The following is a 19,566-nucleotide window of genomic DNA, read 5'->3' on the forward strand; positions in this document are numbered from 1 at the left end:
TGAACCAAAGATGATGACGGCTCACAAGCAAGCTCGATGGAATGTATTATTCCTTCTTCAACCTTTAATTAAATCAGTTGATCTGTCTATATACTTTCTGTGGACGGATCAACTGAATTGGTATTAGCGCAATTTGACCTATTACTTAAAATAGTTTTCCATCTGCAATTGTTCAAGCGTGTGCCATTGATAACGCTCATGTCCTGAAAAATTTTGTTTGATATATACAATGTGTTGAAGAATTCGCTTCTGATACTTTAACAGTTGTTGAATACGCTGATCATCATAATCAATATCTACCCGTTGTTGCCGCAGTGCTTGATAAAAGCAGCGGTAGTCCATATCCATATTTTTTAATATTTCCTTGGATGCCGCAGGGTGGAGTGGTTGGCTTAATCCTTCTACTGAATAAGATTCACGCGTGACAAAGTCGGAGCGTATACGGGATTCTTTTGCCACTTTTAATGTTGGTTCAAATGTATTTGATCTAACCTTGATATTTTGAAATGCCTGTTGAATCGAATTAATTAGTGCACTCGGTTGAATAGTATGTGCTGGTGCTGGCTTCTGCAAGCTGGGTGCAGCGACTGGAGCAGAAATGGGTGATTTCAGTTTAGCCTGATGATCTTGTTGACTGTCGACTTTGATGAATTGTTTGAGTTTCTTATAGTTAATCGTATAGAAATTGGTTTGCAGCCATTTATTTTGTGCTAACTTTTCAATCACAAGAATCCCAGCTCGCTTTAACTTTGCAACAATTCGTTTGATTGTTGAGATGCTGTACACGCCAAGCGTGCTTTGCCATTGTTCATAACTATGGAACCAATACTTTTTTCCATTAAAGGTTTTTCCTTCGTTATTTTCTAGAAAGTAATGCAGCTTCTGTAAAAAATTGGCGGCAGCCACGCCAAACGCTTTGGCAAGCGTTGGCGAAGCAATCAGAGGATAGTCTCCAGAAATTAGGAGGTGATTATTTTTATTGGTCTTGGACATGATTCGCCCCACGTAGCACACGTTGTGCACGTTCAATCATCTTGTGACGTTGATGTGTACGAAATGCCCATAGAGAGGAGAGGTTGTTATTCTGATTGAGCTTTGCAACTTCAAGAATTTGCTCATCAGTCATTTCATGCATGCATTGACGAATAATTTGATGGGCTTGTTCAAGCTCGTTGAGTAATGAATTGGCTGTATCCACCGCAATATAAAGATTAGCGAGTGTTTGACGCTGAGGATTTGAAATAGTTTTGCCAAGTTCAACAATCAGTTGCGAGGCTTGTTTTTTAGGTGTGCAAGTGTTTGCACCATGAAGAATTGCGTTCATAGCAGTAATCCTAGATAAGTTTAATTACTTACCGCCATCATTTTCCTACGATGATGGTGGCAGCTTAACAGGAGTAGGAAATACTGAATCTAGGCTCAGCCAACCTTACGGTTGTCCTGTCAAACTGCCATAACGACTGCTAAACAGTAGACAAAAAAATAGCCGCAAGTGCGACATTTATTTGCACCTAGATAATATCAGGTTTCCTACGCCTGAACACAGATTTTGCTGTGTACAATTAGCTTAACTGGGTATCGCTTGAGCTGTCAACGATGTAATTGGATCTTTTTACATATCTTAACATTAATTAATTGGTTGATTCTGCTGGAGATATTTTAAATTTCTGACGGCTGGGAAATTGGGTATGAACAATGTTTATAGTGGCGTATTGAGCACAAACTTTAATGTTTGCTGTGTTGTTAAAAGAAGTGATGAAAATGATGATCAGAATTTCTAATCCATCAAATCGAGGTTGATTCGCTAAAAGAATGAGTTAAATAAATTAGTGATTGTTTAGGGCTTCAACTACTGTTAAGACTTTCTCTAAGCCTTTTATGATCTGAATTTGCTGAATGGGGACACCATCAGTTGCGGTATTGAATGCATTCATAAAATAATCAATCCATTCAGAATCACCGCCCGTTAACGTAGATAAGCTTTGATAAAGGCGAATCAGTAATAATCCAGTTTCACCTTGTGCAGATGCGGGTTCTAATACAGCTGAGAATTCGTTTTGGTTCATCGACATGAGATCGAGACCCATCACAGCAGCCAGTTGAGTATTACTAAGACCAAGTAAATTCGCGGTTTTCAAGACGGCTTCTGCTAAAAACGTTGCTGTACTGGCTGAGTTCATTTAATCGACCCGCTGAGCTTTGCTGATTATTTATTCTATCCCATTTAATAGGCTATTTCTGAAGGTGCGTGAGCTTCAGTTTGATCGCTTTAAATCATCCTGAGCAAATCTCAATCTTCTCATTAACAGCTCATTAGGTATTCATTCATCTCAATGCGTCGAATGTAAAAGCTGAGCCGCGCCTGATTTAATTCTTTATTTTATTGTTTTATTTTAATAGAGAACAACAGTCCATTTTAGCCTCATCCATCAAAGCAAAATGAGCCGATCGATCGGAGTAATTTGACCTTATGGGAAAAATCAAAGACTTATTGCATTACATTTGGCGAATCTAATTGTATAGATTTTAGTGCTTTGTAAAATTGACTAAAGCGCAGGATAAAATTAATATGGGCTCGCTGGCCTACATTGCCAGCGGGTTTTAGCAGACCCTTCGTAAACAAAGAAAGAGTACAAAGTTTGACTTTGTATTCTGCTGTACCCACTCGTCCCTCTTTTCTCTATGGTAGGGCGGAAGGGGGACGTCTTTGTACGTGCTGGTTTCTTTGTTTACCAGTCTGCTAACCCTCTTTCGTTCTGCCACCATTATTTAGCAGTAATCGGTAGGACTTCTTTTCTAAACAAAGGAGCTTCTTATGCTGTACCAATCTTTTCTAATTTGCGACTCACCCCATGTTCAACCTTGTTGTGCTTTGCAACGAGGGCGATACGGCTAATTTTTTATTATTCGTCTGTATTCAAACAATATTTTTACAAGAACAATCCAACGGTGGATGGCTAAGTCACGCCTATAAAAAATAAACCTTTTTATATCTGCTGGTGATTGTGCATTGCATTGAACATGCGGGAAACAACCATGACTGAATTAAGCAAACCCAAAATCATACCCATTGAACACCGTCCACAAAAATCTAAGCTCTTTATAAAATGTGTGGTCTTACCCATCGTGATCTTTCTCATCGTTGCCAAAATCTTCTCTTTTGGTGCTTTCGGTTACATTTTCTTTGGCTTTGACCTGTTCTGGTTTGTGATCATTTACTACCTCTATCAATATGGAAATACCTATTTTGACGGAATGACCGAACAACTGAAACGTCAGGGTGAAACTTTTAATTATCAAAACCGTGGTGTCTGGATTAACTCTCAGGACAAAACCATCATCCTGTTTGATCAGCCTGATCAACGTCTAGTGAAATATCCTTTCGACTACATTACCTCTGTGGGTCATTACAATCTGGTTGAAGATCGCTTTAGAACGACAACCACGGTGATCAGTAACCCAATGATGGGAACTCATGTTAACCAACAAGTCCATCGGACACCGATGAAACGTGAGTTCCAAGTCAATATTGGAACACGGGATCAATTTAAACCAAATTACAGCCTTAAAGTGCTGTTTCCTTGGCGTAGCCCAAAAATGGCCAGTGAAATCCGTCAACTCCTTTCGGCTGATCATTATCAATAACAATATATAAATATAAGGCAGTCAATCATGATGATTTCAAAAACCTTTATGCCATCTGTGCTGATGATGGCAATCAGTACAGTCATGGTCGGTTGTGGAGGCGGTGGTTCGGGAGGAGAGTCCAGTTCATCCAATGGTGGTGGAACGGAAAATCCTAATAATGGCAGTACCAATCCTAAGCCTGTAACTTGTGCTGAAACTCAATATCTAGAAGAGGGGACATGTAGAAATAAGGCGCCGCAGAATATTCAGGCATTCTCATTGAGTAACCTGATCCAAGGTCAAAGCTATCCATTATCGCTGCAAACAGATCAAGGTCTGGCAGTGACTTTTAGCAGTAATACCCCCAACATCTGTAGTGTAAATGATAGTGAACTTAAAGCCCTAAAGGTTGGACAGTGTACTCTGGCACTGACACAGGCTGGTACAACAAAAGTTCTACCACTCAATAGCCGCATGACCGTCAATGTGACTTGTGCTGCCGATCAATATCTAGAAAATAATGTTTGTGTAACTAAGGTCGAGCAAACCATTACCCCACTCAAAATCAAATACATCCTGACGGATAGTGTGTATTCACTGGATACTGAATCCAGTGCCAAACTTCCCGTCACGATTAGCAGCCTTTCTTCATCAACCTGTACGTATAGTCAGGGCGAACTCAAGGGGATTGGGGCGGGTGTATGTACTCTTAAACTCACCCAAGAGGGTGATACCAAAACACTGGTAGCAGAGAGTAAAACCATCAGCTTTGATGTGTTTAAGGCTTCATCTATGAGTGATGCCCCCAATATTAATAACTGTTATGCGGGTAAGCTCAGTGCAAAGTTTAGAAATGAATTTTTAAATGAAATCAATACGGTTCGTGCCTTGCATGGGCTGCCAAGTATTACATACGACTATGCCCATGAAGATGAGATGATGCAGACGGCGCTGATTCTTGCTGCAAACAACATCTTGACCCATTACCCAGAATCAAACACAAACTGCTATTCAGATATTGGTGCAGTGGGTGCAAAAACCAGTAGTTTGGAAATGGGGGTAAGACAGAATAAATATGACTATTCACCTGCCGAAAGCATTACAAATATGGTGCATGACAAATTAAATCTGTTTGCAGGAGATGTGGGGCATCGCCTCTGGATGCTGAATCCTTTCTTACAAAAATCGGCGTATGGTTCAGTTAATGCGCCATCATTTAAAGATACCCGATTCCCTTATGTGGTCGGTACGTCCTACAAAGTGGTTTATCCCTTCGACAATCCAACCACTGCACCACTCGGTGTGATTGCCTATCCCTACCACAACTATCCAGCCAAATATTATATGGCGGGTTCAATTCTCTCGATTTCAGTTTTAACCGATCAAAAGAATTTCTTTGCCAATCGCAATGTGGACTACGCCAAAGCTAACGTTGTTGTCACTGAACGAAGTAGTGGTGCTAAACAGAAGATCAGTAATATCCGTTATGAAAATATCGGAGTTCCCAACCATATCCAGTTTAACTTTGACGATTTGAAATTGAACGTGATCTACGATGTCAAACTCAGCAATGTCTTGGTGAATGGTCAGCCTAAAGAATATTCCTACTGGTTTAACGTGAATGATCGGTAAGCGAAAATAAGGACAACAACAAAATGAGATGTATGATTAAAGAATTTCTTGTCACGAGTATCTCGCTGCTCATGATACACACCGCGACGGCTCAACCTATTTCTGCCTCATCTTTAACACTGGAGCAAGGCTTATCCTGTCTGGATTGGACTGAAAATGAACAATCTTTTAATAACCAACTGGCGTTGGGTGACAGGGCAGATATACCAACACCAGCGATCGCCAAACTTCAGAAACAATTTCAAAAGCAATATAGCAAGCAAGAGACGACCATTATCGATGATTCAGACGATGAAAATTTCTGTCAGGACTGCCCTGAAACAACCGTCTATCGTCCTAGAAACAAAAGCAATCCGATTCAACGCATTGAGACCTCAATGCATGTCAGTGTTGCAGGAGCAAGTACATCGATCTATCGTCGAGATGACATCGCCACAACTAAACAAAAAATTGAGAGCGGATTAAATATTAAATTCAGTCGCCATACAGGGCAGCAATTCAAAAGCTTTAAACAGCAGTGGGATAAAGCTTCTATGCATGATGATCAAAATAGAAGTAAAACCCAAAAAGTCTTTCAGCAATATCCACATTTAAAGGTCTTTAATGGCGAAGTCTTCCAAAATCAAAAGATCTATACACCCAAACAGATTTATATTTATAGCCAGCCCTATAAACGTGACACTTCTTATCTGAATGATATGATTGCTTTTATCAGTCTTTATGACAACCCAGTCAATTCTTCACAACACATTTTACAGTGTGGCTTTATTGACAATGTGTTTTAACTTCCAAATAAATAAAGAGTCAAATCAAATGAAAAAATTAATATTCGCAGGATTATGTTTAAGTCTTTCAACACTAGCTTGTGCTGGTGCAAAAGAAAGCCTAGTAGGAAAGCGTCTGGTCTTAGATTTGCCAGATACCGAATGTGCGGGATTATCTTTTGCCAAAAATGGTAAGGACGCAGCAATGTATGCCGAAATGGGGCAATGCCAAGATCCTTTACCACTTCGAGTAAAATGGCTAGATGACAAGACCTTTATTCTAATTGAGAAAGTACGAACGAATAATATTTCTCCACCACGTAGCTATTTATATAAAGTTCAAAGCGTTAATCAGCATTATGTAAAATTGACCCAGATATGGACGGGGTGGGGAGATTCAAAAGACGATACGCTAGGCTATTATTTTAAATAGCTTGATCTAAGGTAGGCTAAATATATAAAGCTAAAGCGATAATTGACCAGAGGTTTTTAAAACATGAATTACTACGCAGAGGATCCCTTCTAGATAATTTAAACTAGGAGGTAATATGCAAAAGCTGAAATTTCAGTACCAGCGCCCTGTAAAAATCGATCCTAATGATGGTATCCGAAAACGATATCCCCATATGAGGAATGCTTATTTTAAAAAGTTCAGTACATATCCAGAACGTAGTTTCTATTTTTTTCATTTGATCGAATATAAGGATTATCCTTTAAAACTTCGTGTTGCACGAGGTTCTGGTTTGCCAGAAGAATGGGATGATCTTCCATCTTCAGTCTACAAGGTAGCTAAAAGCTGGAAGCATAATTCCAAAAGAAAGCATCAGTACTTTAAAGAGGATGTTGCCTAAAATTTATTTTATCTAAAAATAAAGGAATAGTTTTTCCCTTATTTTTTGCTTAATGCCGAATTTAATAATTACATACTTATCTAGCAGTAGCGGATGATTTGACGACTGTAGAAAACTTAGCTCAAATTTAGCTTAATAGCTGCCCTAAAAAATGGGTAAGTATTAGATAGATCGGATTTGAGCTTATTCATACTCCTTTTGCTGATATTGGTAATATATAAAGCTTATTTTCAATAAAAAACACATCATAATACCCCCTTGCCTTTTAACCACAAAAATATTGAAGTTATTATTTAGAAGCAATTAATAGAAAAATAAACAAATCTTTTTTAAACAAGCTACTAATAAAAATATCTCCATCGAAAATAAAGTATAAAAATTCAAAAACCATTTAATAAAGTATCAATAGAGTTAAAATACATATAGCTTACTTTTAATTTTAAAGAGGAATACAAGAAATAATTTCTTGTATTCCTGTTATAAGATTGGGAGAACCAAGTTGATAATTTCACCCATTTCTTTGGATCTATTAATTTAAGTTTCGACTTTACTTATTTGAGCTTAGCCATTTGGTCGAGTCACAATCGGGAAAATTGAATCTGGACGTTTAAACATTGCAAAGAATTTTCCAATTTTCAGTGGATTACCTTTGACTTTACTGTCTTTAGAAAGCAGGACTTTTACCCCTTCTATTTGACCTGTAATCATTTTTAGATATAAGGGCTTGGTTAAGGTTAATGTAGGGCAATCCAATGCCAAATCTTTACTTTCATCATAACGCTTAAACTGCATGACTGAGTTTTCAACCCATAATGAAAAATGCTCTTTGGTATCCGACAAAACCAGATTGATACACTGGTTTTCATTTTTTAAATTTTCCACATCTAAATTTGTCGCCATAGCTTCAAGAAATCTTTCAGTTGGTGTATGAATCAATAAATCACTCGGATCAGAAGTATTTTGTAGGGGTACATTATTTTGTAGCTCTTGAGCGCCCACCAAAAAGAAATTACGCCAAGTTGAAGCCTCAGCAGCATAGCCCAATTGACGATAAGTATTCGCCAATAAGTCTTTTGCTTGTTGGTTTTGAGGGTTATTCAACACAATATGTTTTAAAATCTCGGCAGCCCATCTATAGTCAGCTTGAGCGTAGGCATCCCGCGCATTTTTCAATGCATTGTTCTCCCCACCTGCTAACTCAATATATTTTTTTGCAACAGCTTTAGGGGGTAATGGATCTAAATTGGAAGGATGGGCATCGAACCATCCCATATAATATTGGTATACTGCTTTTACATTATGTTTTAGGGTTCCATAATAGCCATGAGCATATAGTTTTTGATCAAGTGCCGCTGGAAGCTTAATTTTTTCGGCAATTTCAGCGCCATTAAAACCAGAGTTCATATATCTCACCGTCTGATCATGCGTGAACTTATAAACATCTCGCTGGGTTTTAATAAAATCTTGAATATTGTCATTGCCCCAGACAGGCCAATGATGCTGTGCAATCAATACATCGGATGCTTTGGCATGCTGCATTGCTTGGTCTAGATAGCCCACCCATTTTAAGGCATCACGGACTTTAGCACCCCGAAGGGTATAAAGATTATGCATGGTATGAGATAGAATTTCTGCGCCGTTATAAAGTTTCAATGATGGGATAGAGAACGTTAATTCTGCTGGTGCTTCTGAACCCGGCACGTTATAAAACACAAAATCCAAGCCATCAACCGTCATTTTCTGTTCTGGTTGAGTGATCAGTTGTGTAGGCTCAAGGATGCCCATTTTTCCCACAGCAACAGCCTTACCTAAACCTGTATCCACCAATCCTTCCGCATTTTTAGGTAGAAAAGTTCCATACATATAAGTCGCACGACGTATCATGGCTGAACCTGCCATCACATTTTCACTGGTCGCTTCTTCCATAAAGCCTTTTGGCGCAATAATTGGAGTTTTTCTAGCGTTAATTTCTTCGCTAGAAAGAACGCCTAATGCACCACCAAAATGATCGATATGGCTATGGGTAAAGATAATGGCTGAAATTTTTTGCTCACCTAAATGCTGTCTAGCAAATTTAAGTGCTGCTTCAGCCGTTTCTTTAGAGGTTAATGTATCCACAATAATCCAGCCAGTATCACCCTGAATGATGGTCATATTTGCCAAATCAAAACCACGAATTTGCCAAACTCGATCTGTTACTTTAAATAGCCCAACATTGTTGTTTAATTTTGCTTGTCGCCATAGAGTGGGATTAACGGTATTTGGTGCTTGATCTTGTAAAAAACTAAATGCATCAAAATCCCAGATAACATTGCCTTTCTCACTTTTAATTTGACCTGTTGGCTTGGCAATAAAGCCCTTTTGAGCCTGATTAAACTCAGTCATATCCTCTAAGTTATACTTCGCCTTATATGTATTATTTGATTCAATGACCGCTTTTTCTACTACAGTATTTGCTGCAAAAACAGAAAATGGCAGAATAAGCATCAATGAAACTGTTAAAAACTTAATTTTCATCTTCTTTCCTTTTTTTAAATAGAGGTGGTCCCACATGTTTGAACAATTTGTTGTGGTAGCTGGTCATAGTAAAACTCATCTGGAGTCATTTTGTCCAGACTCGAATGAGGTCGTTTCAAATTATAAAATTCAAAATATGCGTTTAATTGCTTCTTCGCATCCAAAACATTGCTGTAGGCTTTGAGATACACCTCTTCATATTTAACGCTCCGCCATAATCGTTCAACCATCACATTATCAACCCATCGACCTTTACCATCCATGCTGATTTGGATGTCATTTGATTTCAATAGTTTCGAACATATTCATTCTCAAATGTTGAGGAGAGAGATTTACTTTAATAAAACTTTTTAGTATTTTGTTAGCAAATCAGTAGTATTTCCATCGCTATGCGTTCAAGTAGGTTGTCTAAGCTTATACTCGCATTTATCCTGTTTTTGTTTACGATAACAATTACCGGAGTTCATGCGTGGGCGCCTGTCTTACTTGAGAATATTGAACACCAACATGAGTTAAGTATTGTCGTTGAGGATGATGCATCAAGTCATTGGTCTTTGCAGCATTATAGTGATTCTCTTAAAAACTCTACTGATCATGACGCTGAAGCACATAGCTGGAAGAACATTGATGAGCCAATTTATCATCATTCAGTAAAACCAATTTCTTCTGATAGTGATCTAAGCATAGATCCAGTCTTTATTCTGAGTTTCGCACTTCCACTAGTTTTATTCTTTTTCCAGCTTTTTGAAAAGCCTATTTATCGAGCCTTTTTAAAGCGGCGATCCCCTCTAGTATTTAGTAATTCTTATACCTACTCTAAAAACTTAATCGTCCTACATAATTGATTTTTCTATACAAAAATTAATTTTAATTTTTTTGTATAGGTAAAGTCATGTCTAAAAAATATCAGATATTTCTTACCTGTGGATTTGTAGCAACAGCAGCAAATGTATTCGCAGAAACGAATTATGCTGAACTACAAAAGCAGGTAATCGCAAGTGATGCTGTACTCAATAGCTTAAAGCAGTCCGAGCAAGCTTATGAAATTAATCAAAAGTTTGCTGGTAGATTAAATAATCCGACTTTCAATGTGGAGTTGGATAATCTCGGTAATTCTAAACTGAAGGATTTGGATGGCCCAACAACCTTATTGGGACTGTCACAAGAGATTCCTCTTAGTAATAAACTTTCCTTGAGAAAACAGATTGCGAGTTTTCAAGGTGATCGTAATCAGTTCGAAATAGCAAAGCGTCAGGCTGAACTCAAAGCAGATTTAAGAATCTGTATGGCGAATTGGTATGTAGCTACTCAGCGTGCTGAAATTTATTCTTCTGAGAGTAAATTGAATGCCAGACAAGCTAACGTTCTTTCCGAACGGCTTAAGTACGGGCGAGTAATTCCTTCCGATGCTCAGCTAAGCATAGCACTTTCATCTGAGTCGAAATTGCGCCATCAAAATGAAGTGAAGAAGATTCAGTTCCAGAAAAATCTGTGTTCTAAGTTCACTTCCAACCTGCCAAGTAATGCATTGGAGGTTCCGTTAAGCTTTAATTTCACAAACAAAATAAGTTTGTCTGAGCAAGAAGCAACGCTGAGTTCGAAGCTGAAAAAGACTCAGTTTGAACTGGCCCGCAAAGAAGCAATACCAGATATTACTTTGGGAGTCGGGGTTAGGAACTACCAAGAAACCAATGACAAAGTCTTCCAAGTTTCAACGTCAATACCCCTCAATATCTTTAATCGAAATAAGGGCAATATTGCGATTGCTCAAGCAGAGCATACGAAAGCAGAAACACAGTCTATGCTTTTGAGTCGTAACTCTAAAATTGAATTGGAAAACAAATCTATTGAGGTTTCCAATTTAATTGATGCGATTAAGCAATATGATCAAACCGTTTTGCCCGCAACAAATGAAAGCCTGCGAATTGCAGAGATGGGTTACCAAGCAGGGAAAAACTCTTTACTTGAGTTCAATAACATCAAGCAAATTTGGCTAGACAAACATCTTGCTCGATTCGATTTGTGGTTGGCTTTGCAGACAGAAATTGCAGAAGTCGAGCGCAACTACATTACTCATTTAGATCAAGAATAAGGGCAAGAATATGAATAAACAAACCAATACATTGATTGCAACTGGTGTCGTTGCCTTACTTATCGTCTTATGTGCTATTGCTTGGTATAAAACCGGTAATAAGACACAAGTGAGTGGACATGGTGAGGTCGCCGAAGAAAAAGTAGCTGTAGCTGGAGATGAGAAAGGACCTCACGGTGGTCGGTTGTATCGAGATGGAGATTTCTCTGCTGAGGTTAAGATATTTGAAGAAGGAGTGGAACCACACCTCCGTGTTTATGGGTATTTGAATGACAAGCCGCTTAAACCTGAAGACTTAAAAGCGAATATATACATTAAGCGTTTAGATGCTGAGCAAAATATTCAATTTAAACCAGAGAGTGATTACTTGATTGGAAATGAAATTGTCTATGAGCCACATTCGTTTTTAATGGTTGTAAATGTCGATTATCAAGGGAAAAAACATACTTGGAAGTGGGATACGAAAGAAGGTCGTGTCACCATGTTAGACAGTAGTATTAAGAGCAGTGGTTTAGAGCTCTTAAAAGTTGAACCAATGATGTTTGAAAATGCTTTGGAACTGAAAGGTGAGTTGAAGTTTCCTGATAATTTTGAAAGCCTTGTTGCACCAAAAGCCAGTGGAACACTGATAAAAACCTACCGTAATATTGGGGATAAAGTAAGTCAAGGAGACTTACTTGCTGTTGTCCAAAGCCAAGATTTAATTCGTTTGAATGCGGATCGTAAAGTTGCTTTGGATACTCTACAGTTTGCTCGACAAAAAATGGAACAAGAACGAGCATTATGGCAAAAGCGTGTATCACCTGAGATTGATTATATTTCTGCAAAGAGAGATTTTGATGCTGCTCAAACTCGTGCAAATGAGTTGAATAACTTAATAAGCTCTTATGGCGGTTCAGGTAATGGAACAGTTGAAGTTCGTGCAGCAATGTCAGGAACAATATTAGAAATCCTTGGTGCTGTTGGATCTAATGTAAGCTCTTCAACCCCTATTTTTAAAATCGCAAATACTTCGCAACTCTTGGCGGTAGTAAATGTTCCTGCTGACAAGCTTAATGCTATAAACCCTACAAACAGAGTCAAAGTTAAACCTCAAAGTCCGACAGGCACAGAAGAGGCATTGGGCAAGATCAAATATATTAGTGATGTCATCGATACTAAAACACGTACAGCGAAGGTATTTATTGAGATACCAAATCAGTTTAAGTGGCGTTCTGGACAGTTAATCACGGCTCAAATTTTTGAAAATCAAAGTCAAAAGCCAATGGTTGTACGTGAAGATGCGTTACAGAATTTCCGTGATTGGGACGTGGTATTCATTCGTGTTGGTAACGATTTTGAAGCTCGACCTCTGGAGCTTGGCGATAAATACAATGGGTATGTGGAAGTTAAATCTGGATTACGAATAGGACAGGTTTATGCCGCAGGAAATTCATATCTTTTAAAAGCAGAGCTAGGTAAATCTGGCGCTACTCATGACCATTAAGGGGAGTAGCGAATATGTTTGATCAGATTGTTAAACTCTCGATTAAGAATCGTTGGCTTGTACTCATCGTATTCCTATTTGTCGGTGCATTGGGGGCTTATAACTATTTTAAGCTACCAATTGATGCTGTTCCCGATATTACGAATGTACAAGTTCAGATTAATAGTGAAGCTCAAGGACTCTCTCCAATGGAGATGGAGTCTCAGGTGACTTATCCTATTGAAACGGCTTTGGCTGGTATTCCAAATTTAGACTATACCCGATCAGTCTCTCGGTATGGCCTGTCACAAGTGACGGCAATTTTCAAAGAAGGGACGGATATTTATTTTGCCCGACAATTAGTGAATGAGAAGCTACAAGGGGTGACACCAAATCTTCCCGTTGGAATTGCAACTTCTATGGGGCCTGTTTCTACAGGACTTGGCGAAATCTTCATGTATACCGTTGAAAATGCCAAGAACAATCCTAATCCACTTTCACCAACGGAATTACGCACCTTACAAGACTGGGTGATTAAACCTCAGCTTCGAAATGTAGAGGGTGTTAATGAAATCAATACCATTGGTGGTTATCTCAAACAATTTGTAGTTCAACCTGATTATGCTTATTTACGTAGCATAGGGCTGGATCAGAAGGCGATTTTAGAGGCTATCTCTAAGAACAGCATGAATAAAGGCTCGGGGTATATTGAGAAAAATGGTGAACAGTATTTGATTCGTTCTGATTCTCAAATTAACTCAATTGAGCAAATCCAGAATATCCCGATTACGACGAGCAATGGTTATATCCTCAGATTGAAAGATGTTGCCAAAATATCTATTGGTCACGAATTACGTACAGGTGCCGCAACTAAAGATGGGCAAGAAATTGTACTGGGTACAGCATTCATGCTTATCGGTGAGAACTCACGAAATGTTGCTCATGCTGTTGATCAAAAACTACAGCAAGTTCAAAAATCATTACCAGAAGGTGTAGAAGCAAAAGCGGTCTATAACCGTACAACTTTGGTTGATGCAACGATACAGACGGTGAAAAAGAATCTTTTAGAAGGTGCGATTCTAGTAATCGTTGTTCTGTTTGTATTTCTTGGTCATTTCCGTACTGCGCTGATTACAGCTCTAGTTATTCCATTATCCATGCTGATGACAATCACAGGTATGGTGAACCAAAAAATTAGTGCAAACCTTATGAGTCTTGGGGCACTAGATTTCGGGATTATTGTAGATGGTGCTGTTGTAATTGTTGAGGCTTCCTTAGCAAAGTTGGCAATTAAACAAAAAGAGCTTGGGCGAGTTTTAACAAGGCAAGAACGCTTTACGACTGTGTTTGAGGCGACTAAAGAATCCCGCAAAGCGATTCTCTATGGTCAATTGATCATTATCTTGGTGTATCTACCTGTAATGACTTTGACTGGTGTTGAAGGAAAGATGTTTACACCAATGGCTGCAACAGTGGTTATGGCTTTAGTGGCAGCAATGATACTTTCAATTACGTTTGTCCCTGCAATGGTGGCATTGGTCACTACCGGTGAAATTAAAGAAGAAGAGTCAAAAATCGTTCATGGTATCAAAAGGTTTTATAACCCAATTTTAGATTGGTCTTTAAATCACAGATATTTGCTAATTGCTTTTGTCTCTATTTTCTTTGTTTTTAGTGCAAGTCTTTCGACTCGTTTAGGTTCAGAGTTTATACCTTCCTTGGATGAGGGAGATGTGGCACTACATGCTTTGCGTATCCCTGGCACGTCGTTGACTCAAGCAATTGAAATGCAATACACGTTAGAAAAAGAGATTAAGAAAATTCCAGAAGTTCAGACTATTTTTGCCAAAGTAGGGACTGCTGAAATTGCGACTGATCCTGTTCCACCTAACGTTGCAGATAACTTTGTCATGCTGAAACCTCGTAGTCAGTGGCCTAATCCTGATAAGGAAAAGTCTGCGGTTGTTGCTGAAATTGAACGCGTATCTAAAGGCGTATATGGAAACAATTATGAGTTTACACAGCCGATTCAAATGCGTTTTAACGAACTTATTTCAGGTGTCAGAACCGATGTTGCCGTAAAAATTTATGGTGATGATTTGGAACAGTTACTTGAATCAGCAAACGCTGCCGCTAAGATTTTAGAGGGAGTCAATGGTACTGCTGATCTTAAAGTCGAACAGATGTCTGGTTTACCCATGGTTTCTGTTGAGCTGAAAAAAGACATGATTGCCAACTATGGGCTTGATGCAGAGGATGTGCAAAAACAGGTTTCTAGTCTAATTACAGGCGAGACAGCAGGTAAGGTGTTTGAAGGAGATCGAAAGTTCGACATTGTGGTACGCATGGACCAAAACTCGGTAACAGACCTAGAGAAGCTTTATCAGATTCCTGTGAGTTTAGCTGATGGTTCGAGTGTTCTTTTATCAGAATTGATCGAGTTAAAAAATGTTCAAGGACCAAACCAGATTTCTCGCGAAAATGGTAAACGTCGTATCGTCATTACAGCAAATGTTCGTGGAACTGATATTGGTAGTTACATTTCAGAAGCACAATCTAAGCTGACTGCTGATTTTAAATTACCAGATGGTTATTGGCTGACTTGGGGCGGTACGTTTGAGCAAATGGAATCTGCTTCAAATCGTCTTATGGTTGTAGTACCGATTGCTTTAATTCTGATCTTTGCCATGATCTATATGGCTTTAGGTAATGTTAGAAACAGTATCTTGGTATTCACAGGTGTGCCATTTGCACTAACAGGTGGTGTGATTGCTTTAGCACTACGTGATATCCCATTCTCCATTTCTGCGGCTGTGGGTTTCATTGCCTTATCGGGTGTTGCTGTGCTGAATGGTTTGGTTCTTGTTTCAGCCATTCAGCGACTTAGAGTTCAAGGTGAAAGTGTCATTGATGCAGTGAAACATGGTGCAATGGAAAGACTCCGTCCCGTGTTGATTACAGCTTTGGTCGCTTCATTAGGTTTTATTCCGATGGCCTTAAACGTAGGCATTGGCTCTGAAGTTCAGCGCCCAATTGCAACTGTCGTTATTGGTGGGATTATTTCATCAACCTTACTGACTTTGATTATTTTGCCAACCTTATATGTGTGGTTTAACCAAGGTAGGTCAAGAAAATCAAACGATGCTGCTGAACAGGTTGTTTAGGGGCATCTTTAATGACAAATATATTGCGAGATAAACAAAGCAAATTTGTGATGATGTGGCTAGTCTGCATGATCAGTCTCGCTTTATGTTTGCACTTTAATGAGCATGTAACTGTAAATGAATTTCAGAGACACGTTTCAATTGATGCAATTCACTCTCACCATCATGAGATAAGTCAACAACATTCACATAGTCACCAAGATAATTACTATGAACATTTTGTTGGCTATGACGCACTTAAATCGACCGCTTTAGCCCATCTCTTAAAGGGGATATCGATTCTAGATTGGTCAAAAGAATATGTTTATCTGATGGTGAGTCGTATTTTTAAACCGCCCAAAAAGTTAATGGATTTTCAATTCATTTTAAATTTTGGAGTTTGATATACATGCAAATTATTGCTTCACACATTGTGAAATTAAGTGCTTACATAAAGCTATTACTTGCTTTATTCATTACATTGGTAAGTCCTACACTTTTTGCTCATGGAGTAGCAGAAGGTGATAAGGGCTATATTCAAGAAATTTATGGCGTTCAAGTAATTCCATTCATCTATTTGGGTGCGAAGCATATGGTCACTGGATATGACCATCTATTATTTCTTGTTGGCATTATCTTCTTTTTATATCGAATGAAAGATATCGGCTTATACGTCAGCCTATTTGCACTTGGGCATTCGATTACGATGCTGGTAGGTGTTTATTACAACATCTCGATAAACGCCTACATCATCGATGCAATCATTGGTTTTTCAATTGTTTATAAGGCTCTTGATAACTTGGGGGCTTATCAACGTTGGTTTGGTTTTCAACCAAACACGAAAATCGCGACTTTAATTTTTGGTCTGATTCATGGTTTTGGACTCGCAGTAAAAATTCAGGAATATGAAGTTCCGAGTGATGGACTGTTGGCAAATTTAATCTCATTCAATATTGGGGTTGAATTAGGTCAGTTTATGGCTCTGTGCATCATCTTGTTATTAATGACGTTTTGGAGAAAGACACCTTATTTCTTTAAAACAGCTTATCAAAGCAATGTCTTCCTCATGTTTCTCGGTTTTTTACTTGTTGGCTATCAACTTACTGGCTTCATTACTCAATAAGGATCTAAATTATGTATAACGCTGAAATTCCAAAAGATATCGAATTACCTTCATCAAAAAAGTTAATTAAATCAACAGCAATTGCTGCCGTAAGTGCTGTTGTTGTGCTAGTTACCTGTGTCATGCCTGCGGAGTATGCAATTGATCCGACAGGTATGGGTAAAGTGCTTGGTTTAACGAAAATGGGAGAAATCAAACAATCACTAGCTGAAGAGTCAGAAAATGGTATCAATGCTGCACAGGCAGTGAATAGTGTTGAACAAATATCAGTGGAAACTTCGACTCAAACGGCAGCTGATAATGCTCAAATGATTATGCCTGCTATTAATAAAGAGAGCATTAGTATTGAGCTTAAACCGGGCCAAGCAACCGAAGTGAAACTGACAATGCCACAAAGTGCAAGTGTCAACTTTGATTGGAAAGCAGTAGGAGGCGGTCTTAACTATGATACTCATGGTGATCCAGTGAATGCTCCTAAAGGGTTCTATCATGGCTATGGTAAAGGAAAGAATGAGACAACTCAGCAGGGCGTCTTAAAGGCAGCTTTTGATGGCAAACATGGTTGGTTCTGGCGTAACCGTACTGAAAATCCAGTGACTGTAACTCTACTTGTAGAAGGGCAGTTTAGTGAAATGAAGAAAGTCTTTTAAGTTTTGATCAATCTCCTTGGAATAATATTCCAAGGAGATTCAATTGCTAAAGAAGTCAGGTTCTAAAAGGAATCCATAAGATGCTAGAAGTACTAAAAAACACAACATATCGGCATTTGTTTTTGGCCCAAGTAATAGCGCTAATCGGAACGGGGTTAATCACAATCGCCCTAGCTTTACAGGCATACGATATTGCAAAGGGAGACGCAGCCCAAGTTCTCGGTATTGCATTGGCAATTAAGATGATTGCTTATATCGGTGTAGCACCTATAGCATCTGCATTTGCTGAGAGATTACCAAGAAAACAAGTATTGGTTGGACTAGATGTTATTCGAGCATTAACAGCATTGTGTCTACCGTTTGTGACGCAAATTTGGCAAATTTATATTCTCATTTTTATTTTGCAATCTGCTTCTGCTGCATTTACACCAACATTTCAGGCAATGATTCCAGATGTTCTTCCTGAAGAAAAAGACTATACCAATGCTTTGTCATTGTCTCGCTTAGCCTATGATTTGGAAAATATTATCAGTCCAATGCTGGCAGGTTTCTTACTCACTGTCATGAGCTACCATAATCTGTTTTTAGGAACAGTATTGGGTTTTATCGGTTCTGCTTTGTTTGTAGTAAGTGCAAAATTACCAGTTGCCAAAGTACCTGAATTTAGAGGTGTTTATAGTCGTATAAAGCAGGGAGCTAAAATTTATTTTAATACGCCAAGACTTAAGGCTTTGCTTGCTTTAAATCTAGCAATTGCATCGGCGAGTGCGGTTGTGATTGTAAATACTGTTGTACTGGTTCAATCGACATTTAAACTTACTGAAAATGCAACGACATGGGCATTTGGTTTATTTGGTCTTGGATCAATGTTATCGGCTTTTGTTTTGCCAAAGATATTGGATAAATTTCCTGATCGATCAGTTATGTTGACTGGTACAACAATTCTTGTAATCGGGCTGTTAAGTGGTTATTTCATTACATCCTATAATGGTTTGCTTGCACTCTGGTTTGTACTTGGTATTGGATATTCTGTTTCACAAACACCTACAGGCCGTTTAATTCGCAAGTCTGCATCGAGTGAGAATAGAACGTCATTGTTTGCTGCCCAATTTGCTTTCTCTCATGCTTGTTGGTTAATTACTTATCCATTAGTTGGATGGTTAAGTACCAATATAGGCACATTACAGACTTTTATTCCGATGGCTGTTATTGCGATTATTGCTCTCATTCTTGCATTACGTTTATGGACAACTAAAGATGAAGATTTTCTAGCACATAGCCATGATGATTTACCCGCAGACCACGATCATGTGGTTCAGCACCAAGTCAATGGTGTACATGTGCATGAGTATGTGATTGATGACTATCATCAAAAGTGGCCTAAATAATTCTTTTCGACTAATGGCTTAGAAGTAACCCGTTTATTTGTTGTACAATTTCAAACTTGTTTTATCGTTCAATAAAAAAGGTGAACAACATGAAAAAACTAATCTTTGTATGTTTAATGGGGCTTGCGGTAACAAATGCTTTTGCTCATTCAGGTGGTACGGATTCTTCAGGCTGCCATACGAATAGCAAGACAGGGGATCGTCACTGCCACTAATGGTACAAAAAAGGAAGCTTAGCTTCCTTTTTTATTAGGGTTTGTTGAGAATTAACAAAGGCAACTGATTAATTTATAATAGTACTATGGATAGATACA

Annotated in this window: 18 protein-coding genes and 1 pseudogene; 14 read left to right on the top strand and 5 right to left on the bottom strand. The window is 38.5% G+C overall.

Going from position 1 to position 19,566, the window contains the following annotated elements:
* Positions 1 to 141: 141 nt before the first annotated feature.
* The 3 genes from N5J47_RS16560 to N5J47_RS16570 form a co-directional block, all read right to left on the bottom strand.
* Positions 142 to 993 carry a hypothetical protein gene (locus tag N5J47_RS16560; RefSeq protein ID WP_017399412.1) on the bottom strand — a complete coding sequence of 284 codons (852 nt, stop codon included), beginning with the start codon at positions 991 to 993 and terminating at the stop codon, positions 142 to 144.
* On the bottom strand, positions 977 to 1,324 hold the full coding sequence (locus tag N5J47_RS16565) for a hypothetical protein (RefSeq protein ID WP_017399411.1): 348 nt from the start codon (positions 1,322 to 1,324) through the stop codon (positions 977 to 979). The genes N5J47_RS16560 and N5J47_RS16565 overlap by 17 nt, the downstream gene beginning before the upstream one ends.
* 502 nt (positions 1,325 to 1,826) lie before the next feature.
* Positions 1,827 to 2,180: a hypothetical protein gene (locus N5J47_RS16570; protein ID WP_017399410.1), complete on the bottom strand. Its 354-nt coding sequence runs from the start codon at positions 2,178 to 2,180 to the stop codon at positions 1,827 to 1,829.
* Positions 2,181 to 3,036: 856 nt separating this feature from the next.
* Between N5J47_RS16570 and N5J47_RS16575 the strand changes: the two genes are divergently transcribed.
* The 5 genes from N5J47_RS16575 (at position 3,037) to N5J47_RS16595 (ending at position 6,874) form a co-directional block, all read left to right on the top strand.
* A complete protein-coding gene (locus N5J47_RS16575; protein ID WP_017399408.1) occupies positions 3,037 to 3,645 on the top strand; it encodes a hypothetical protein in 609 nt (202 codons plus the stop codon).
* Positions 3,646 to 3,672: 27 nt separating this feature from the next.
* Positions 3,673 to 5,259 (top strand): CAP domain-containing protein, encoded by a 1,587-nt coding sequence (locus N5J47_RS16580; RefSeq protein ID WP_017399407.1) that lies wholly within the window; start codon positions 3,673 to 3,675, stop codon positions 5,257 to 5,259.
* A gap of 23 nt (positions 5,260 to 5,282) precedes the next feature.
* Entirely contained in the window at positions 5,283 to 6,044 is a 762-nt protein-coding gene (locus tag N5J47_RS16585; protein ID WP_005085375.1) for a hypothetical protein, read from the top strand.
* A 28-nt stretch (positions 6,045 to 6,072) separates the two neighbouring features.
* Positions 6,073 to 6,456, top strand: coding sequence for a hypothetical protein (locus N5J47_RS16590; protein WP_004885553.1), 384 nt, complete (start codon positions 6,073 to 6,075; stop codon positions 6,454 to 6,456).
* A gap of 115 nt (positions 6,457 to 6,571) precedes the next feature.
* Positions 6,572 to 6,874: a hypothetical protein gene (locus N5J47_RS16595; protein ID WP_004885555.1), complete on the top strand. Its 303-nt coding sequence runs from the start codon at positions 6,572 to 6,574 to the stop codon at positions 6,872 to 6,874.
* 561 nt (positions 6,875 to 7,435) lie between these two features.
* Here the strand turns inward: N5J47_RS16595 and N5J47_RS16600 are convergent.
* Positions 7,436 to 9,391: an alkyl sulfatase dimerization domain-containing protein gene (locus tag N5J47_RS16600; protein ID WP_000693745.1), complete on the bottom strand. Its 1,956-nt coding sequence runs from the start codon at positions 9,389 to 9,391 to the stop codon at positions 7,436 to 7,438.
* 14 nt (positions 9,392 to 9,405) lie between these two features.
* A pseudogene (locus N5J47_RS16605) lies at positions 9,406 to 9,684 on the bottom strand (integrase core domain-containing protein); the annotation flags it as partial.
* 96 nt (positions 9,685 to 9,780) lie between these two features.
* On the opposite strand from N5J47_RS16605, the gene N5J47_RS16610 reads away from it, so the two are divergent.
* The 9 genes from N5J47_RS16610 (at position 9,781) to N5J47_RS16650 (ending at position 19,467) form a co-directional block, all read left to right on the top strand.
* Positions 9,781 to 10,236 carry a hypothetical protein gene (locus tag N5J47_RS16610; RefSeq protein ID WP_005085372.1) on the top strand — a complete coding sequence of 152 codons (456 nt, stop codon included), beginning with the start codon at positions 9,781 to 9,783 and terminating at the stop codon, positions 10,234 to 10,236.
* Between the two features lie 47 nt (positions 10,237 to 10,283).
* Complete coding sequence (locus N5J47_RS16615; protein WP_004885559.1) at positions 10,284 to 11,483, top strand: TolC family protein; 1,200 nt, start codon at positions 10,284 to 10,286, stop codon at positions 11,481 to 11,483.
* Positions 11,484 to 11,493: 10 nt separating this feature from the next.
* Entirely contained in the window at positions 11,494 to 12,969 is a 1,476-nt protein-coding gene (locus tag N5J47_RS16620; protein WP_004885562.1) for an efflux RND transporter periplasmic adaptor subunit, read from the top strand.
* Positions 12,970 to 12,983: 14 nt separating this feature from the next.
* The gene (locus N5J47_RS16625) at positions 12,984 to 16,112 is read left to right on the top strand and encodes a CusA/CzcA family heavy metal efflux RND transporter (RefSeq protein ID WP_005085369.1); all 3,129 of its coding nucleotides are present in this window, start codon (positions 12,984 to 12,986) and stop codon (positions 16,110 to 16,112) included.
* A gap of 11 nt (positions 16,113 to 16,123) precedes the next feature.
* Complete coding sequence (locus tag N5J47_RS16630; RefSeq protein ID WP_004885566.1) at positions 16,124 to 16,495, top strand: hypothetical protein; 372 nt, start codon at positions 16,124 to 16,126, stop codon at positions 16,493 to 16,495.
* Positions 16,496 to 16,500: 5 nt separating this feature from the next.
* Complete coding sequence (locus N5J47_RS16635) at positions 16,501 to 17,214, top strand: HupE/UreJ family protein (RefSeq protein ID WP_004885567.1); 714 nt, start codon at positions 16,501 to 16,503, stop codon at positions 17,212 to 17,214.
* Between the two features lie 11 nt (positions 17,215 to 17,225).
* Positions 17,226 to 17,864: a hypothetical protein gene (locus N5J47_RS16640; RefSeq protein ID WP_004828381.1), complete on the top strand. Its 639-nt coding sequence runs from the start codon at positions 17,226 to 17,228 to the stop codon at positions 17,862 to 17,864.
* 80 nt (positions 17,865 to 17,944) lie between these two features.
* Positions 17,945 to 19,252 carry an MFS transporter gene (locus N5J47_RS16645; RefSeq protein WP_004885568.1) on the top strand — a complete coding sequence of 436 codons (1,308 nt, stop codon included), beginning with the start codon at positions 17,945 to 17,947 and terminating at the stop codon, positions 19,250 to 19,252.
* A gap of 89 nt (positions 19,253 to 19,341) precedes the next feature.
* Positions 19,342 to 19,467 (top strand): YHYH domain-containing protein, encoded by a 126-nt coding sequence (locus N5J47_RS16650; RefSeq protein ID WP_016541229.1) that lies wholly within the window; start codon positions 19,342 to 19,344, stop codon positions 19,465 to 19,467.
* Positions 19,468 to 19,566: the final 99 nt, after the last annotated feature.

It is taken from the genome of Acinetobacter sp. GD03645, assembly GCF_029845285.1.
Lineage (GTDB): Bacteria > Pseudomonadota > Gammaproteobacteria > Pseudomonadales > Moraxellaceae > Acinetobacter > Acinetobacter corruptisaponis.

Excerpts from the sequence above, each read along its gene's own strand:
- N5J47_RS16560 (WP_017399412.1), bottom strand. The coding sequence starts at position 993 with ATGTCCAAGACCAATAAAAATAATCACCTCCTAATTTCTGGAGACTAT.
- N5J47_RS16565 (WP_017399411.1), bottom strand. The coding sequence starts at position 1,324 with ATGAACGCAATTCTTCATGGTGCAAACACTTGCACACCTAAAAAACAA.
- N5J47_RS16570 (WP_017399410.1), bottom strand. The coding sequence starts at position 2,180 with ATGAACTCAGCCAGTACAGCAACGTTTTTAGCAGAAGCCGTCTTGAAA.
- N5J47_RS16575 (WP_017399408.1), top strand. The coding sequence starts at position 3,037 with ATGACTGAATTAAGCAAACCCAAAATCATACCCATTGAACACCGTCCA.
- N5J47_RS16580 (WP_017399407.1), top strand. The coding sequence starts at position 3,673 with ATGATGATTTCAAAAACCTTTATGCCATCTGTGCTGATGATGGCAATC.
- N5J47_RS16585 (WP_005085375.1), top strand. The coding sequence starts at position 5,283 with ATGAGATGTATGATTAAAGAATTTCTTGTCACGAGTATCTCGCTGCTC.
- N5J47_RS16590 (WP_004885553.1), top strand. The coding sequence starts at position 6,073 with ATGAAAAAATTAATATTCGCAGGATTATGTTTAAGTCTTTCAACACTA.
- N5J47_RS16595 (WP_004885555.1), top strand. The coding sequence starts at position 6,572 with ATGCAAAAGCTGAAATTTCAGTACCAGCGCCCTGTAAAAATCGATCCT.
- N5J47_RS16600 (WP_000693745.1), bottom strand. The coding sequence starts at position 9,391 with ATGAAAATTAAGTTTTTAACAGTTTCATTGATGCTTATTCTGCCATTT.
- N5J47_RS16610 (WP_005085372.1), top strand. The coding sequence starts at position 9,781 with ATGCGTTCAAGTAGGTTGTCTAAGCTTATACTCGCATTTATCCTGTTT.
- N5J47_RS16615 (WP_004885559.1), top strand. The coding sequence starts at position 10,284 with ATGTCTAAAAAATATCAGATATTTCTTACCTGTGGATTTGTAGCAACA.
- N5J47_RS16620 (WP_004885562.1), top strand. The coding sequence starts at position 11,494 with ATGAATAAACAAACCAATACATTGATTGCAACTGGTGTCGTTGCCTTA.
- N5J47_RS16625 (WP_005085369.1), top strand. The coding sequence starts at position 12,984 with ATGTTTGATCAGATTGTTAAACTCTCGATTAAGAATCGTTGGCTTGTA.
- N5J47_RS16630 (WP_004885566.1), top strand. The coding sequence starts at position 16,124 with ATGACAAATATATTGCGAGATAAACAAAGCAAATTTGTGATGATGTGG.
- N5J47_RS16635 (WP_004885567.1), top strand. The coding sequence starts at position 16,501 with ATGCAAATTATTGCTTCACACATTGTGAAATTAAGTGCTTACATAAAG.
- N5J47_RS16640 (WP_004828381.1), top strand. The coding sequence starts at position 17,226 with ATGTATAACGCTGAAATTCCAAAAGATATCGAATTACCTTCATCAAAA.
- N5J47_RS16645 (WP_004885568.1), top strand. The coding sequence starts at position 17,945 with ATGCTAGAAGTACTAAAAAACACAACATATCGGCATTTGTTTTTGGCC.
- N5J47_RS16650 (WP_016541229.1), top strand. The coding sequence starts at position 19,342 with ATGAAAAAACTAATCTTTGTATGTTTAATGGGGCTTGCGGTAACAAAT.